This window comes from Brevundimonas sp. M1A4_2e (genome assembly GCF_053345555.1).
This window is the reverse complement of record NZ_JBKFAI010000008.1, coordinates 79,334-93,443: the sequence shown is the minus strand read 5'-3', so window position 1 is coordinate 93,443 and position 14,110 is coordinate 79,334. Positions and strand designations below refer to the sequence as shown.

General features: G+C 63.5%; 20 protein-coding genes and 1 pseudogene. 8 read left to right on the top strand and 13 right to left on the bottom strand.

The window, feature by feature from the left end:
- Nucleotides 1-422: 422 nt before the first annotated feature.
- The 9 genes from ACLBV5_RS14575 to ACLBV5_RS14535 all read right to left on the bottom strand — a co-directional run bounded on the left by ACLBV5_RS14575 (nt 423) and on the right by ACLBV5_RS14535 (nt 5,778).
- Nucleotides 423-2,117: an ATPase, T2SS/T4P/T4SS family gene (locus tag ACLBV5_RS14575; protein ID WP_447606121.1), complete on the bottom strand. Its 1,695-nt coding sequence runs from the start codon at nt 2,115-2,117 to the stop codon at nt 423-425.
- Nucleotides 2,118-2,151: 34 nt separating this feature from the next.
- Nucleotides 2,152-2,697, bottom strand: a complete 546-nt coding sequence (locus ACLBV5_RS14570) for a DUF488 domain-containing protein (RefSeq protein ID WP_227157968.1) — start codon at nt 2,695-2,697, stop codon at nt 2,152-2,154.
- A 423-nt stretch (nt 2,698-3,120) separates the two neighbouring features.
- Entirely contained in the window at nt 3,121-3,978 is an 858-nt protein-coding gene (ku, locus tag ACLBV5_RS14565; protein WP_227157969.1) for a non-homologous end joining protein Ku, read from the bottom strand.
- A 69-nt stretch (nt 3,979-4,047) separates the two neighbouring features.
- Entirely contained in the window at nt 4,048-4,284 is a 237-nt protein-coding gene (locus ACLBV5_RS14560) for a DUF5961 family protein (protein ID WP_134579711.1), read from the bottom strand.
- A gap of 76 nt (nt 4,285-4,360) precedes the next feature.
- Entirely contained in the window at nt 4,361-4,525 is a 165-nt protein-coding gene (locus ACLBV5_RS14555; protein WP_447606120.1) for a hypothetical protein, read from the bottom strand.
- Nucleotides 4,522-5,094 carry an SOS response-associated peptidase family protein gene (locus ACLBV5_RS14550; protein ID WP_227157972.1) on the bottom strand — a complete coding sequence of 191 codons (573 nt, stop codon included), beginning with the start codon at nt 5,092-5,094 and terminating at the stop codon, nt 4,522-4,524. Before ACLBV5_RS14550 ends, ACLBV5_RS14555 begins: the two co-directional genes overlap by 4 nt.
- Before the next feature lie 20 nt (nt 5,095-5,114).
- On the bottom strand, nt 5,115-5,393 hold the full coding sequence (locus ACLBV5_RS14545; protein ID WP_227157973.1) for a hypothetical protein: 279 nt from the start codon (nt 5,391-5,393) through the stop codon (nt 5,115-5,117).
- Entirely contained in the window at nt 5,390-5,620 is a 231-nt protein-coding gene (locus tag ACLBV5_RS14540) for a hypothetical protein (protein ID WP_227157974.1), read from the bottom strand. The genes ACLBV5_RS14545 and ACLBV5_RS14540 overlap by 4 nt, the downstream gene beginning before the upstream one ends.
- Nucleotides 5,617-5,778, bottom strand: coding sequence for a hypothetical protein (locus ACLBV5_RS14535; protein WP_167309422.1), 162 nt, complete (start codon nt 5,776-5,778; stop codon nt 5,617-5,619). Before ACLBV5_RS14535 ends, ACLBV5_RS14540 begins: the two co-directional genes overlap by 4 nt.
- Before the next feature lie 1,057 nt (nt 5,779-6,835).
- On the opposite strand from ACLBV5_RS14535, the gene ACLBV5_RS14530 reads away from it, so the two are divergent.
- From ACLBV5_RS14530 to ACLBV5_RS14515, 4 genes and pseudogenes are all read left to right on the top strand, one after another.
- Nucleotides 6,836-7,468, top strand: a complete 633-nt coding sequence (locus ACLBV5_RS14530) for a DUF421 domain-containing protein (RefSeq protein ID WP_303683167.1) — start codon at nt 6,836-6,838, stop codon at nt 7,466-7,468.
- 187 nt (nt 7,469-7,655) lie between these two features.
- Complete coding sequence (locus ACLBV5_RS14525) at nt 7,656-7,970, top strand: hypothetical protein (RefSeq protein ID WP_227157978.1); 315 nt, start codon at nt 7,656-7,658, stop codon at nt 7,968-7,970.
- Nucleotides 7,971-8,127: 157 nt separating this feature from the next.
- On the top strand, nt 8,128-8,424 hold the full coding sequence (locus ACLBV5_RS14520) for a hypothetical protein (RefSeq protein WP_227157979.1): 297 nt from the start codon (nt 8,128-8,130) through the stop codon (nt 8,422-8,424).
- Nucleotides 8,425-8,460: 36 nt separating this feature from the next.
- Nucleotides 8,461-8,617, top strand: a pseudogene (locus tag ACLBV5_RS14515) (integrase core domain-containing protein); the annotation flags it as partial.
- A 13-nt stretch (nt 8,618-8,630) separates the two neighbouring features.
- On the opposite strand, the gene ACLBV5_RS14510 reads toward ACLBV5_RS14515, so the two are convergent.
- The 3 genes from ACLBV5_RS14510 to ACLBV5_RS14500 all read right to left on the bottom strand — a co-directional run bounded on the left by ACLBV5_RS14510 (nt 8,631) and on the right by ACLBV5_RS14500 (nt 9,735).
- Entirely contained in the window at nt 8,631-9,155 is a 525-nt protein-coding gene (locus ACLBV5_RS14510) for a hemerythrin domain-containing protein (protein ID WP_227157980.1), read from the bottom strand.
- Nucleotides 9,156-9,249: 94 nt separating this feature from the next.
- The gene (locus ACLBV5_RS14505; protein WP_227157981.1) at nt 9,250-9,438 is read right to left on the bottom strand and encodes a hypothetical protein; all 189 of its coding nucleotides are present in this window, start codon (nt 9,436-9,438) and stop codon (nt 9,250-9,252) included.
- Nucleotides 9,439-9,573: 135 nt separating this feature from the next.
- Complete coding sequence (locus tag ACLBV5_RS14500; RefSeq protein WP_227157982.1) at nt 9,574-9,735, bottom strand: hypothetical protein; 162 nt, start codon at nt 9,733-9,735, stop codon at nt 9,574-9,576.
- Between the two features lie 71 nt (nt 9,736-9,806).
- Between ACLBV5_RS14500 and ACLBV5_RS14495 the strand changes: the two genes are divergently transcribed.
- The 4 genes from ACLBV5_RS14495 to ACLBV5_RS14480 all read left to right on the top strand — a co-directional run bounded on the left by ACLBV5_RS14495 (nt 9,807) and on the right by ACLBV5_RS14480 (nt 13,041).
- Nucleotides 9,807-10,487 carry an MgtC/SapB family protein gene (locus tag ACLBV5_RS14495; protein WP_227157983.1) on the top strand — a complete coding sequence of 227 codons (681 nt, stop codon included), beginning with the start codon at nt 9,807-9,809 and terminating at the stop codon, nt 10,485-10,487.
- A 771-nt stretch (nt 10,488-11,258) separates the two neighbouring features.
- A complete protein-coding gene (locus ACLBV5_RS14490) occupies nt 11,259-11,822 on the top strand; it encodes a DNA-3-methyladenine glycosylase (protein ID WP_134579734.1) in 564 nt (187 codons plus the stop codon).
- A 463-nt stretch (nt 11,823-12,285) separates the two neighbouring features.
- On the top strand, nt 12,286-12,576 hold the full coding sequence (locus tag ACLBV5_RS14485) for a hypothetical protein (RefSeq protein WP_447606119.1): 291 nt from the start codon (nt 12,286-12,288) through the stop codon (nt 12,574-12,576).
- A 75-nt stretch (nt 12,577-12,651) separates the two neighbouring features.
- The gene (locus ACLBV5_RS14480; RefSeq protein WP_392353975.1) at nt 12,652-13,041 is read left to right on the top strand and encodes a hypothetical protein; all 390 of its coding nucleotides are present in this window, start codon (nt 12,652-12,654) and stop codon (nt 13,039-13,041) included.
- 747 nt (nt 13,042-13,788) lie between these two features.
- Here ACLBV5_RS14480 and ACLBV5_RS14475 read toward each other — a convergent pair.
- A complete protein-coding gene (locus tag ACLBV5_RS14475) occupies nt 13,789-14,076 on the bottom strand; it encodes a SemiSWEET family sugar transporter (RefSeq protein ID WP_303683165.1) in 288 nt (95 codons plus the stop codon).
- Nucleotides 14,077-14,110: the final 34 nt, after the last annotated feature.

Sequence of the window (14,110 nt, the reverse complement as noted above, 5' to 3'; positions counted from 1 at the left end):
ATGATCTGCTCTTCCGTGAACCTTGATCGCTTCATTCTGTCCGTCCTTCGTTAGGGCGGACTCTAGCTATTCCTGGAGGAGTTTCAGGGGGTCACGTCACTGCTTCTCTAGTTTGGGCGACACCGAAAACAAGGCAGCGACGGATAAGATGGCCATGATCATTGGGCGTTCCCCTTCTCCTTGTTAACATTTGTCGAAGCGCGCCAGTTCCGCCAGGCGATGACTTGAGGCGCGCGACGCGCCAGCCGAAATGGGGACATCCCCTAAGGATGACGCCTGTATCGCTCTCGGATATCGTCGGGACATGTCGCGCACGAACATCCAGAGTGAAACGGGGCCCCCCTGAGTTTCTGAGGCCTAGCAAGGAGCGCCGCAGTTCGCCTCAAGGGCTTTTTGGGAGCCGCCGCAATGAAACCGGTTCGTCAGCCGCCGGTTTCTGGAAGCTGGTTCTCAGCGTCGATCATGGTCGTGACCTTCGCCGCCAGATCCGTCATCAGGAACGGCTTGGTCATCACCTCCATGCCGGGCTCCAGCAGTCCGTTGCCGACTGCGGCGTTTTCGGCATAGCCGGTGATGAAAAGGACCTTGAGGTCCGGACGCCTCATGCGGGCGGCGTCCGCGACCTGGCGTCCGTTGAGGCCCCCGGGGAGACCGACATCGGTGACCAAGAGGTCGATGCGCCGCTCGCTATCCAGAATGCGCAGGCCCGAAGGCCCGTCCCCCGCTTCCACGGTGGCGTATCCCTGCTCGCGCAGGACCTCGGCGACAAGAGCGCGGACAGAGGCTTCGTCGTCGATGACCAGCACGGTTTCGCCATGACCGGATGCCGGACTCGAGCTCAAGACCACTCGTTCCGATTCGACAGCGCCGCCATGATAACGCGGCAGGTAGAGGCACATGGTGGTGCCCATTCCCGGTTCGGAATAGACGCGGATCTGTCCGCCCGACTGCCTCACGAAGCCATGTATCATGGACAGGCCCAGGCCGGTGCCCTGTCCGATAGGCTTGGTGGTGAAAAAGGGTTCGAAGATCCTCTCGATCACCTCGGGGGCCATCCCAGACCCCGTGTCGGTGACGCAGATGGAGATGTATTGGCCGGGGGGCAAGTCGCGCTCCCCGGCATGGCGATCGTCGAGCCACTTGTTCGCTGTTTCGATCGTTAACCGTCCTCCGCCGGGGGCCATGGCGTCCCGGGCGTTGATGCACAGATTGAGCAGGGCGTTCTCAAGCTGCGACTGATCAATCTCCGTCAACCAGAGGCCGCCTGCGCCGACGACCTCGACATCGATGTCGGGCCCTACTGTACGACGTACTAAATCCTCCAGGCCCCCGATCAGACGGTTGGCGTCTGTCGGGCGCGGGGCGAGGGTCTGGCGGCGGGAAAAGGCCAGAAGACGCTGGGTGAGCGTGGCCGCCCGTTGCGCGGCGCCCTGGGCCGCTTCGACATAGCGTCCGATTTCAGCTCCGCGGCCTTGCGAGATTCGTTTGGCGATCAATTCCAGGCTGCCGGAAATCCCAGCCAGAAGATTGTTGAAGTCGTGGGCTATGCTGCCCGTCAACTGACCGACAGCCTCCATCTTCTGGCTTTGACGCAGGGCGGCGTGAGCGGTCCGAAGTTCCTCGGTCCGCGCCTCGACGCGGGCCTCGAGCGAGGCGTTGAGCTCCGCCAGCGCCTTTTCCGCCCGTTTCTTTGAGGTCAGGTCCTTGAATAGAACGGCGACCTGACGCCCGGCGGCCGGTCCGACCTTAAAGGCGGCGAGCTCCAGCCATCGGCCGGTGGCTTCCAGCTCCTTTTCAAAGCGGATCGACCGGCCTGTCTCAAGCACGTTCCGATAGAGCGAAACCCAGCCGTCGGCCTCGGCTGGAACCACCTCGTCGCGCATTTCGCCAATGATGATTCGATCGGGCCTCAGGCGAAGGACGTCTCGCACCAGTTCGGCGATCCCGACCGGGTGGGGCTCAGGTCGTGTCAGAAGGGCCGCCTGATCCCAGGCCGAACACTGCAGCTCAGGCGTGTCCTCTATCATCACGACGCGATCGGCCGCGAAGGCGGGTTCGGCCAGAAGAGCGTTGGCCAAGGTGGTCTTGCCAGAGCCTGTTCCTCCGCCCCCCAACACCTAGCGGACCAGGACCCCCTCCCATGGGGCGACCCTATCCTGGGCTCGCCCAAGCCGGGTAGACGACCGTCCCCTCCGCGTCGACGCGGGCTCCGGTCGTAAGTCGAGCCGGTTCCAGCCGACCGCGCCCCATGATGTGCAGGACCGTCGCGCCGCGCGCGAGCAGGTTGTCGGCGATGAGCCTGCGATGGCACCGCCACCAGACCGCCTCGGCGCACATGAGGGCGCAGCGTTCACGGCGACCTGTCTCGATCAGGTCTTCCAGTCCCTCCGCAAAGGCCTGTGACAGGGCGTAGTCGGCGTAGTTATGAAAGCTCCTGTTGCGCCAGAGGCCGTTAACATTTTCCGCCAGCCCGCCGACTCGGCCGCGCCTGCCGGCGAGAGAAACGCTATGTTCATAGGAAATCTGAAACGCTTCCAGCGCGCCAGAAAGGGCGCCCTGATTGAACTGAGGATTGGCTCTGGACATGGGAATCTTGCGAACGTCCACCACCCGTCTGATCTGCGCCTCCTGCAAGAGGCCGACGAACTCCTCAAAGCTCCGGTTCGAATGTCCGATCGTGTAGAAGGTCTGCGTCATTCATCGTGTCGCGCGTGTTGCAGAAAGCCGTCGGTGTCGCCGTCGATATCGTCCGTTCCGCCGGTCGTGTTCTCACAGCAAGGCTTAGCGACTGAGGGGGAGTACGCCTGGCTCGTGAAAGCATAATCTCCAGTGTGCAGTCTTCGGATCCGGCCTGTCACTCGACCGCCTCCGGATCCCAGTTGACGTGATCGCCGCCGATTAGAGTTTTCGCCATTCCCTGATCTCCTTAAACGACAATCAGACCTTGCCGACTTCGTTCCCGGCGTTTCCCCAATCGCTCTGGAGATAGACCTCTGTGAAACCCGGCAGGCGCCGCCTTGATCAATCCGTCCCGGGGCTCCTGACCTTGGCGCCGGAATCCGGAGGCGAAACCGGGCGACGTGGACGGTTTCGAGGCTTTAACCTGCGGCGCGGCAGCGCCTAGCCGGCCTTGCGGCGCGGCGTCGTCCGACGCGCCTTCGGCGGCGCCGCGGAGCTCTTGGCGCCGACCCGACGGCGAGGCGAAGCGCCGCCTTCCAGGCTGGCGCGCAATGCGGCCATTAGGTCCGTCGCGTCCGTATCTTCAGGCTCAGATGCGCGGATCGGCTTGTGGCCCTTCTGCTTCGCAGCGATGAGCGCCTTGAGCGCTTCCTCGTAGCGATCGACGAACTGGTCTGGGTCGAAGGGGCCGGCTTTCTGTTCGATGATCCGACGAGCGATATCGACCATGGCTGGATCGGGCGCCTGATCTGCAATGGCGCCGAAAACGTCCCGCGACGGCCTGACCTCGTCGCGCGTGCGCAGGGAATAGGCCAAGATTCCCTGGTCGCGCGGCTCCAGCGCCAGCAGGCGTTCCCGGGTGGAAAGCACCACGCGTCCGAGGGCGATCTTGCCTTCCGACCTCATGGCTTCCCGGATGACGCCGAACGCCTCTTCGGCCAAGGCTCCCGCCGGCGCCAGATAGTAGGGGTTGTCCCAATAGAGGCGGTCGATCTCCTCCTCGGGGACGAAGCGCTCGATGTCGATCGTTTTGGTGCTCTCCAGCTTGACCGACTTGATCTCCTCGTCAGTCAGCAGAATGTACTCGTCCTTGGCGACAGCGTAGCCCTTGACCAGAGAAGAGCGTTCCACAGGCCCGGTGTCAGGGTCCGTCGTCACCATGCGAATGCGGTTGTTGGTCTCGGGGTTGATGAGGTTGAACCGCACATCGCCGCCGGAGCTTGTCGCCGTGTAAAGCGCCACCGGGCATGTCACGAGGGAAAGGCGCAGGTGTCCCTGCCAGGTGGGGCGATAAGCCATGTCGGACCTCCGGACGGCGCCGCATGCGCCGCCGACTCAACACCGGGCCCGGTGATTCGCTCCCTCAGGTCAGTCGCAGGGTTCCGCCTGACCGTCTCCGAGATCGATGACGAAGCAGTGCTCCTGGCCGCCCTCGAGGTCCGCCACAAAGATGCGGATCTCATCATCGACATCAACCGGAGGCGAATAGAGTTCAGTATAACCGACGGCCGCGGCTTCGAAGCTGCCGGCCTCCAGGACGTGGCCGTGCGCGCGGCCGAGGCCTTCGGCATAGGCGAAATAGCGATGCTGTTCGGGTTCGATCATTTCCGGCTCCTGATTGTTTGAATGCAGGAAGATGGAAAAGGATTCCATGATTCGGCCTCCGCTGGCGGACTGCAGCCTAGCGCTTGCGCTGTCTCAGCAGCTTGGCCGCCTCTTCCTTCCACAGCGCCTGGAAACGCGGCAGGATCGATGCCGGCAGGGTTGCCGCCGCACGGCAACGGCGATGGAGTTCCCCGGCTTCGGCTTCGAAACGGGCGGCCCTGTCGAGATCGGCTTCTGTCATGTGGTTTGTGGCCAGACCTGCTCTACGGCCAGCGTCCGGGCGGGGCAGGGCTGCAGGATAAGATCTTCCGGAGCGCTCAGGTTCAGCCAGTGGACGCCGGCGCCTGGCGGCAGCAGAACGATCTGGCGGTCATGGTAAGGCGCGACGTCCGGACCTGGCTCGGTCGTCAACATGGCGAACGCGCCGTCCTTGATGACCCCGGCGATCCAGAACCACGGATAGCCGGTCATGGTGAAGAGCCATTTCGTTTTCCTGCCCTGCGCCTTCGGCTCGGTGAACTCGTAGAAACCGTCGGCAGGGATCAGGCAGCGGATCGAGCCGCTGAAAGACCGGCCCTCGGACCGGAAGTTGAACACCGGTCTGCCCGCCGGGCTCTTCCAACCCCAGGGCGTCATAAGCAATTGCGCGGCATCCGCGCCCTGGACGACGACAGGGGCGGCGTCGCCGATGCGGTAATCCGCCGGCGCCAGGTTGGGCAGACCGCTCGGAAAGACGAGCGTCCGCCCCGCGTCGCGGAACGGCGCAGCCAGTTGATTGACGGGGACGTGCAGGCGGTAGTTGTTGCACATGGGCGAATCCTCTCACGGCCTCAGCCAGTTGTGGAGTCCGGCGTCCGTAGAACGCTATTCGACCTCGCAACTGCGCGAGCCATCCCTTCGTAGGGATAGCTCCAGCTGGAGCCTGTGCCGCTAAGATCAGTCCAGGCCGCTTTCACAGTGGCGGCGGCGGCCATCAGCGGGAAGCGCTGGGAAGACACCGGATTCAGCTGGCCGTGCAGCCTCTGAAGCCGGCGGTAGATGTCATCCAGCTCCGCCAGATCATTCGCGTTCAAAACCTGCTTGCTGGACATGCCCTTGTATCGCTTCATGGACGATCGTCGGCAGCGGCGCTTAGCGAAACGCCGCGCGCGCGCATGTCCTCAAAGGCGGTCTGCACCTTCTCGGCTGCGCCCGGAGCGATGCGGTTCAGGGTCGCGGCCTGGCGCGCCAGCATGTTGATCAAGACCGGGTCGTGTTTGGCGGCCTCCCCGAGGCGCCAGACGGCGACCATTTGGGCGGGTTGCAGCTCGGCGGGGGTTGCGGAGAAGTCGCTCACTGAGAACGCCCCACTAGCCGCAGGCCCGCCACCAGGCCGGCGATCAGATCGACCGTCGGCGCCGTGATCTCAGCGAGCTCGCGCTGTTCCAGATTGGGGTCCAGCTTCTCCATATCGCGAGCGAAGGCCTCATCGGGGCCAAGAGGTTTCGTTTCCATGTTCGTTCTCCTCAAACGCCGACCCGAGCCGGAGCCTTACACGAGAACAAAAAAGGAACAATGCGGCCCCGGATGGCGGGGTTCACGAGCGGTGGATAAATGAGGCGTCATGCGCGGTCTCCGACGCCCACGGAACGCGCCGGCTTTTCGACCGCAAACAAGCGCCTTCGATGCGCCAGTTTGGTCCAGCGTCGAGCTTCGGTTCTTGGTTGCGGCCCGCTCTCCCGGAGGGCGGGCCTTCTTTCATTTAGGCTGGCGCGTCCGCGCTACGCTTCAGCGCCGGTCGCGCCAGCAAGCTGCCGCCAACCAACAGCGGGCGGTCGTCATCTGAAATCGGCGGAAGACACACGAAGCGCGCGGCCAGCTGTCCATTGCGCAGACTCAAATGAAGCTCGACCTGATCCCCCGCTGCAGCCAGTCTCTCCGCAATCCTTTTTGCGACGTTCTCAGCCTCCCGCCCTCGCGCGAACAGTTGGGGCTGGGTATCGTCCACCCGGACGGACCAGACATCTCCAAAGGGTTCCACAAAGACAGTTCGCATCGAAACTTCTCCAGTGAAGGTTGAAGGCGAGCGCTATTTGGGAGGCGTAGGAAGAGGGTCAAGGGGACCGCATCTGCTCCCGCCTGTTGCCCTGATCGCAGTCTGTCCATCGCCGCCGGCTGTACTCTGCCGCCCTTCGACCCCCTGGCGGCTATGCGTTGGCGAGAGGTTCTTCAGCGTCTCGCCTCGCTCCTGCAGGCGTTGCCTGCGAGCGTCATCTTCACGTTCGCACGCATCGCCAGCACGGCTGCCTCGACGACGGTCCGTTTCGATGAGGATAGGCGGTAAGCCATGGTTCTTGGTCCGCGCCGTCGCGAGACTTGAGACTATCGAAGCCAGCATGACCGGCGGATGTAGTCGCCCACCGCTGAGGTCCATCGATAAGGCGAGAGCCTGCTTGCGCGACCAACGGTCCACGAAGCCGAGGTTCCCGCGTGTTGAAGCGTATGCGTCGATCCAACCAGAAACGACATGCGGCGTTGTTGAGCTATCTGCTTAATGACAAGGATTAACGAGATGAACGAGAGCGCTACAGCAGACGAGGGCGGTCTGCCCGGCTTACCGCCTGTCACACCAAAGATTCGCTTTCGAAAAGTCGAGGCCGTCGGCGTTTCGATTATCGCCGCCGTGGTTTTTCTAGGCGCTATCGGCGTCATCAAGCCCGAGGAAAGCAACGGCCTAGATCTGGTCGTGCGGGTCGCGATCATCTTCATCGCGCTGACCGCCGGCTTCCGCTTTATCGGCAAGCGTGAGCTGAGCCAAATGTCGCCGTTCGAAATCGTCACGCTGCTGCTCATAGCCGAAATCGTGTCCCCCTCTCTCACCGCCGGTGATGAATCGATCCCTGGGGCTTTGATCGGGGCGGCTACCCTCCTGCTCCTCACCTTCATTGACTCAGTCATGACTTACCGACTGAAGTGGTTTCAGACCGTAAGCGAAGCCCCGCCGACGATCGTGATCAATAGGGGGCGGCTTGTCGAAGACGTGTTGCAGAAGGATCGTGTCAGACCTGACGAAATCCTTTCGGAAATGCGCAAGGCGGGGATCGAGCGCCTGGAAATGGTCAAGTGGGGGTGTTGGAGCCCGTTGGCCGGATGTCGTTCGTCCGCTACGACGGCGAAGATACCGGTGCGGAAGACCCTTTGGTGAGCTAGCTTATGCAGATTGGCGACGCTGGAGGGCGAAGCGGCCGTTATAATGCGGGCGATCGCATTTCTCCTTTAATGTCTGGGAGGCGCTCTGGGACCGTTCCTGAAACGCCGCACCAAACGCCGTCTGTTCTGCGGGAACGCCTTGCCGCCGCTGGCCTTATCTCTGGAGGCGAAAGGAGAAAGCCATGGTCAGGACCCCTCGCAGTCCACCCGACTACCTCAATAATGAGAACGGCGCCCTCACGCCGATTAAAGCCGACACGGTATCTATGGGCGACCCAGCAGAGTTGCTCCGCGGCGTAGGCCAGGAGAATATCTCAGCTCGCCTGATCACGCCAAGGCCGTCAGACCCGCCGCCTTCTGCGCCAAAGCTGGACGATGACGACACGCAGATGAAGAAGATCGAGGATGCCGCCGGTACGGAGCCGTCGCCCCCGGGCGTCGCCGAGCCCGAGGGCGCGCGTGAGTTGCCCAGGCCGCCGCTCGCTGATCCGACCTGATGACTACAGCGGACTCGCGCCAAGGGGACGTCCCGATCGGTGTGAGCTTGTGGCGGGACATGAGAGCGCGGAGGAGAAGCAACACGGCTTAGGGCTCTACGGTCGTTTGGCCTCCGAGTCGCTGTCGGGCTTCGACCTTGTTCAGATGGAGGCGGCTATGGCGCCCAAATTAGATTTCGAATGCTGGATGCAGGGGCTGGGGCTGCCCTTGGGGGATGTTATGCGCGCGACCGGGCCCATCATGGAGCGTCGTTTGTCAGAGAGCGGTGTCTCCTGGACGGAACTCGACGAGCGACAGGTCATCGCTCTCTTTGTCTCAGCCTTCCGGGAGGCTGCCTCGGCTGCCTTTCCTCAACGAGATGAAGAGGTTCTCAACGAAGCCTTGGATAAGATGCTCGCAAATACCCAGATGGAAATGCTGGCCACGTCTCACGGAAACAACACCCTAAACTGAGGCATGATCCGAAGGGGGTGACGGCCGCCCGCATCAGGCAAGTCCCAGCTGAACGGCTTCAATGAGAGCTCCAACGGGCGCCTGCATGACCAGCTGCTGAACGATACGCTGTTTCCCTGCCGCGCGCGCGGTGCTCGAGGCCTGGCGGCGCGACTACAACGAGCGGCGACCGCACTCTAAGCTCGGCTGGAAAGCGGCGCGCCCCCCTATCCGCAGTACCGGTCGAACTCTTCTTTGTAGCGCTCCGTCAGACGCGCCTGATGTTCGGCCTTCTTGTGAAGCGTCAGGAACCAACCCGACTCCTCCTCGTACATGTGCGTCAGCACCGCGCCCTCTATGTGCTCCAGCTTGTCCGTCCAGTCCGGCGTCGAGGCCGCGATGTTCTCCAGCTCGGCCATCTGCATCTTGGCGGTCGTCTGTTCGGCATAGGCGTGGCCGGCCTGCATCTTCTCGCCCGCTTGGGCCAGGGCCGGATACAGCACCACCTCCTCCGCAAGAGAATGGCCGTTCAACACGACCGCTAGCTCCTTCATCGCGGCGGTGCGATCCGAAGCCGCCTGCGCGGTTTTGCAGGCGTCAAAGGCTGTGCGGATAGCCTCGTGGTGGTCCAAGACCATCCACAGCCAGTCGCCTTTTCGGGCCACGGCACGTGCGTTCGCGGTGGCCTCGGCGCGCTTCTCTTCGGAGACTGGGGGCGTGACGGCGGCGAGAACCTTGTCGATGACTGACATCAGCATTTTCCTGTTTAATCGGCTTCCAGCCAACCCGCGAACCGTCTGACCGTTCCGATGTGGGCGGACCGACGCGAGCGGGCCGGGACCAACCTCAACCCCAAGGCTTCTGATAGATGTCGCCCGAAATAGCGTCGCTGGCGAGGGCGGCGATCCGCGACAGAGCCCGACTCTCGGTGATTTCGCCGACGCGGGCGCGTTCAAGAAGGGTTTCGATCTCGGACAGGGGGGTGTTCAGGCCGCTTGCCGGGCATGTTCCTGCTTGCGTGTTTTCATCTATCATCGTCCTCTCCTTTCAGGCCAAAACGCCGGGCCGACCGAAAAGCTCCGCCGATGGACCCGACCAGGCTTCGCGGCGCGGCGGCGACGGAGGGAGGCGCGATGACGGGCTGTTAGCTGACTTCAAAGGTCGCGAAGGTCAATTAGCCACGGCGTTCTTCAGCCTCGCGTCTTCGGTGAAGGTGTGGCCAGGCGCCGCCAGATATTCGAACAGGGACAAGGCCACGCAGCGTCCCCCCACCGGTTCGTGGAGCACGACCGAGGGCGGATCCGTCTTCGCGGCGAAGCGCTTATAAGCCATCGCAACTCAGCGTCGGCGCCTAAGCAGCCGACGCCCCAAGACGGGGAGTCGCTCTTTGAGCAGAAGCGCCATTGATTGACCTGCAAATCATCTGGCCCGTAGCGGGCGCGATTGTCGCCGGCGCCTTGATCGGGCTGGAGCGTGAGTATCGCGCAAGCGCGGCGGGGTTCCGTACGCATATTCTGGTTTCTCTCTCCTCCTCGCTTCTCATGCTGGCGGCGGTGCACCAGATCCACTGGCTGACCGACACCCCGGCCGACGTCATCCGCATCGACCCCGTACGGATGGCCCATGGCATCCTCACAGGCATCGGCTTCCTCTGCGGCGGAGTGATCTTCCGCGAAGGCCTCACCGTGAGAGGACTTACGACCGCTGCGTCGTTATGGTTCACGTCCGCGATAGGCATCTTGTTCGGCGTGGGCTTTTTCGGCTTAGGAGCGCTCGGGACCTTCGCTACCTTGCTCGTGCTTGCAGCCGTCAGCCTGACCGGCGCGCTCCTCCCGCAACGGAGGTACGCGGAGATCAAGGTGCGCTATCGGCCTGATGCTGCGATCACTATGGCGGGCTTTCGTCTGGCGCTTTGTGCGCACGCCTTGAACCCTCGTAAGATTGACTTGGAAGCTGACGTTCAGGCCCTGACATTCACGACGATGGTGAGCGGCTATAGGGAGACGCGAATCGATGCGCTCGCGGCGACGCTGCGGAAAGACGAATCCGTCCTCGCTTTCGAGTGCCGCGCTAGATCGCCGTGAGGCCGCTGACCGCCAAGCGACTCGAATCGCCGAGGCAACCGAATACGGCAGCGGAGCGGCGCTCAACCACTCGGCGAAAGGTCGTGATAGGGGCGCCGCGTGAGACCGCCTCGGCCCTGGTTATCACGCAGGGCCCTTGCGGTGTTTTGAATAAATCACCGGGGAAGTGCAATGACGGCCCCGCGCATCGCCGCATGCGATCCGCGACCCAAGCTGTCCCGGACATCGCCTTTGACGAGAGGCGCGAACTGCACCGCCTGCGCGTGGCCGTTCCTAAGATTCAGCGGAGGCCGGGCCGCGACTATCGCTGCCGCTCATAGACCAGAGTTGTGCCCTGCCAGACTTCGACCCTCCGCCGTCCGGGCATGCATAGGAGCTCGGAAGCGCCGCGGCATCGCGCGGCGCTGAGCGATGGCAGGCTCAGAAACTCGGAAACAGGCTGGCCGCCCAAGGTGAAATATCGGAACTCATATATGTCGCCCATCCTGGCGGAAGCCGTGCTCATGCAGACCGTTGCGTATGTCTAGAGCAGGACCTCGGCCTGCCAAGCGCGCGGCTTGCGCATCCGGCCCGAGCCTGAGTGAACCGACGACGTGCCGGCGACCCTGGCCGCGAGGAGGGTGCGACATACGCACGGGAAACCGGGCGAGCGCCTTGGTCGGCATGGCGCTTCAGCGATCATCGCTGAACACGCGAGGCGCCTTAATTAGGGCGCGCCGATCGGCCGCCTTCAGCTGCGAACCAAACAACTGTCTCGATCATTGCGGAGACATGGACACAGCCTTCTTCGACCGCCCCGCAGAGACCGTCGCCCCAGACCTCATAGGCGCGCTCTTCCTGGTGAACGGCGTCGGCGGCCGTATCGTAGAGACGGAGGCCTACGATGCCGAGGATCCAGCGTCACACAGCTTCCGTGGCCCATCGGTTCGGAACGCCCCGATGTTCGGGCCGCCGGGGCGAGCCTATGTTTATCGCGTCTACGGCCGCCACTGGTGTTTCAATGTGGTGTGCGACGTCCGGCGACGGGGCAGCGCTGTCCTCGTGCGCGCTCTCGAGCCGACCGCTGGCCTCGGGCTGATGAGCGAGCGGCGGGGCGTCGGAGACGTCAGGCAGTTGTGCGCCGGTCCTGGTCGCCTGTGCCGGGCGCTCGCGATCGACGATCGGCTGAACGGAGCCTCGGTCTTCGCCTCGCCCTTCACCCTGCTCGACAAGACGATAGTCCGCCGGGTGTCTCACAGTCCTCGTATCGGCGTTTCAAAGGGCGTTGAGACGCCGTGGCGCTTTTTCGAAGACGGTTCGCGCTATCTTAGCCGGCGTGAGCCTGCGACCGCATGACCACGCTCGCCAACGCAGCGCCGATGGTGGCAGATCCAGCAAAGGGTCGCCGGAAGGCGACAGCTGGTGGTTCGAGCCCAAGTGGGTTTTCGCTGCCTCGCTGTCCGTCAGGCGGCCAGGCGGAGCTGGCGATCTTCGTCGCGAGCCGCTGAAGCTTGCCGCGACAACCGAACCGCGCAGCCGCGTCGAGATGAACGGCGCGCCGAGAATTACACAAGTCTGACCATGCACGTCATCGTCGGCCGCAAAGACACGCCCCCCGGAATCTTCCACAGGATCTGGTTCAGAGACGGGTCGCGCCGGAGGCGCACGCCCGCGGAGGCGCGGCCTTAAGGAGAGCGGTTCGTAGTTCCGTCGGGATGGGCGCCGAAGGCGGGACGTTTGCGCGCGAAGGAAATCGACTGGCGGTGGCGGCGGGCGTGCGCGTGTAGCTGGTTTCGGGCGATCGCAGTATGATGGGGCGGTGAAGTTCATGTCGCACAACGATCTAGGCATCTATCTCCATGACACGCCGTGGCCCAGTCTCCGCGCCGCCCAGCGCGCTCTCAGCGCGGGCGCCGAGCGGTGGGAAGACGCGCCTTCGGACAATGGATTGCAGGTCGAAACCGTGCAGAAACGGGCCGACAGTTCGGCGGAGCAGCCCGTGGACCTGTCTGAGCCGGTTCTGCCCTATCTGCTCTATCTGACGGCGGCGTCTCCTCTCTGCGGCGGGCTGATCCTGGGGCCGGATCCCTATGGGTGGGATGGGCTGTGAGCGTGTCGGGAAGCGGACCTTCGCCACCCACCGCCCCTGAACGCGTATCCTTGGGGAGCACCCAGGGAGAAGATCATGGCGGGACCGCAGGAACGATATGGAGACGAGGACGAAACAACGTCGGAGATCGCCCCCGACGACGTTGGCGCAAGCGCGACGGCGGAACGTTTAAACAAGGCCGTGGATCAGGGCGACGCGGCGTTATCCGACGGCGACCGGGCTATGGCCGCGATGGCCAGCCGGCATGAGCGTTTCGCAGGCTCGGCCGTCGGTGTGGGAAGCACCGGCTTCGGTGAACAAGGAGTGTACACCAGCGCAGACGGCGCCGTAGGCGACGACGAAGAGCTCTTGATCGACGGTCAAGAAGAGGTCTTCTCACGCACCGAAGTCGAGCAAGGCCGGATCGAGCATCATGCCGGGGAAGACGGGTCGCCCGCTCGAAGCGGTTCCCATGGAAGAGGTTAGATCCCCCCGCCTCGGGCCGGCGGCTCGATCATGAGCGAGACCATGCTTCTGAAGAGGCCCGCCGAAGAGTCCATGGCATCGGGGAACTGAAAACCGCGCTGGTGCCGGGATTGCTGCGGGGCACCATCACCGACCCGCATTGCGCCGAGTGTGGGCGTTATGGCGATCGTCTCGCCAACCCTTCGGCGGGAGAGCCATTACAAACGAGCTTCAGGAGACGATAGGCCGCTGAGCCCTGACGATTTGTCCGCCAGCGCAGTTCAGGAGCAGCGTCCTGTCAAAGCGCAACACGCTCGCCAAGGTTCATAACGACGGCGCCGAGCGTCGGCCGCAGGAAGCGGGCGCATCGGACGGGAAATGACCGTCCGCGGGGCTGGGCTCTACAAGGGCGGCGGTCCACAGCGGGGCGACATTGCCCGAGGCCGCTAAAAGTCCGACGCCGCCCGCTACCGCCGGCGAAGCCGCGGACGCCAGGGGGGCGACCGCCGCGTTATAACGCTGAAACGTCGGCTCGGCCGCAGTTGCGTATAGCCGTCCTTCCGGGCGGTTATGAATCGAGGGGGATCCAGCGAGGTGGTTTCACCGGCTGAGACTCCAGGACGCGCTGGGGCCGAAGGCTCATCTCTGCGAGCTCGACCTCGGGATCCCTAGGGCGGGACTAGAAGACCAAGACGGTTCAGCCTCACCATGACCTCGTTTCGCATAACCGCGCATCCGGATCGGTGGCGAAGGAGCGCCGTATGGGCGCTAGGATCGCGCCGCGCGGGGCCCATTGTTTCTGAAGCGCCACTTCATGACCAGCACGCCCGACGCCATGGCGAGGGCGCAGGCGTTCGCGATCGTCACGGGCCAGGCCTCTGTCATGACGCCGTAGATCACCCATAGGATGAAGCAGGTGACGGTCAGAGCATAGGTCTTCAGGCTTACCGACGAGGCGTCCTTCTCTTTCCAGATCTTCACGCCCTGGGGCGCGAAGCTGGTGACGGAGCAGATGGCGGCGGCTGAGCCGACGATATTGGCGACGAGTTCACTCATAGAGCCCCAACGTCAGGCATCATCTGCTGTTCCT

What these genes read in the sequence shown, in the direction of transcription:
- ACLBV5_RS14570 (WP_227157968.1), bottom strand. Translation starts at nt 2,697, where the DNA reads ATGACGCAGACCTTCTACACGATCGGACATTCGAACCGGAGCTTTGAG.
- ku (WP_227157969.1), bottom strand. Translation starts at nt 3,978, where the DNA reads ATGGCTTATCGCCCCACCTGGCAGGGACACCTGCGCCTTTCCCTCGTG.
- ACLBV5_RS14560 (WP_134579711.1), bottom strand. Translation starts at nt 4,284, where the DNA reads ATGATCGAACCCGAACAGCATCGCTATTTCGCCTATGCCGAAGGCCTC.
- ACLBV5_RS14555 (WP_447606120.1), bottom strand. Translation starts at nt 4,525, where the DNA reads ATGACAGAAGCCGATCTCGACAGGGCCGCCCGTTTCGAAGCCGAAGCC.
- ACLBV5_RS14550 (WP_227157972.1), bottom strand. Translation starts at nt 5,094, where the DNA reads ATGTGCAACAACTACCGCCTGCACGTCCCCGTCAATCAACTGGCTGCG.
- ACLBV5_RS14545 (WP_227157973.1), bottom strand. Translation starts at nt 5,393, where the DNA reads ATGAAGCGATACAAGGGCATGTCCAGCAAGCAGGTTTTGAACGCGAAT.
- ACLBV5_RS14535 (WP_167309422.1), bottom strand. Translation starts at nt 5,778, where the DNA reads ATGGAAACGAAACCTCTTGGCCCCGATGAGGCCTTCGCTCGCGATATG.
- ACLBV5_RS14530 (WP_303683167.1), top strand. Translation starts at nt 6,836, where the DNA reads ATGAACGAGAGCGCTACAGCAGACGAGGGCGGTCTGCCCGGCTTACCG.
- ACLBV5_RS14525 (WP_227157978.1), top strand. Translation starts at nt 7,656, where the DNA reads ATGGTCAGGACCCCTCGCAGTCCACCCGACTACCTCAATAATGAGAAC.
- ACLBV5_RS14520 (WP_227157979.1), top strand. Translation starts at nt 8,128, where the DNA reads ATGGCGCCCAAATTAGATTTCGAATGCTGGATGCAGGGGCTGGGGCTG.
- ACLBV5_RS14510 (WP_227157980.1), bottom strand. Translation starts at nt 9,155, where the DNA reads ATGTCAGTCATCGACAAGGTTCTCGCCGCCGTCACGCCCCCAGTCTCC.
- ACLBV5_RS14505 (WP_227157981.1), bottom strand. Translation starts at nt 9,438, where the DNA reads ATGATAGATGAAAACACGCAAGCAGGAACATGCCCGGCAAGCGGCCTG.
- ACLBV5_RS14500 (WP_227157982.1), bottom strand. Translation starts at nt 9,735, where the DNA reads ATGGCTTATAAGCGCTTCGCCGCGAAGACGGATCCGCCCTCGGTCGTG.
- ACLBV5_RS14490 (WP_134579734.1), top strand. Translation starts at nt 11,259, where the DNA reads ATGGACACAGCCTTCTTCGACCGCCCCGCAGAGACCGTCGCCCCAGAC.
- ACLBV5_RS14480 (WP_392353975.1), top strand. Translation starts at nt 12,652, where the DNA reads ATGGCGGGACCGCAGGAACGATATGGAGACGAGGACGAAACAACGTCG.
- ACLBV5_RS14475 (WP_303683165.1), bottom strand. Translation starts at nt 14,076, where the DNA reads ATGAGTGAACTCGTCGCCAATATCGTCGGCTCAGCCGCCGCCATCTGC.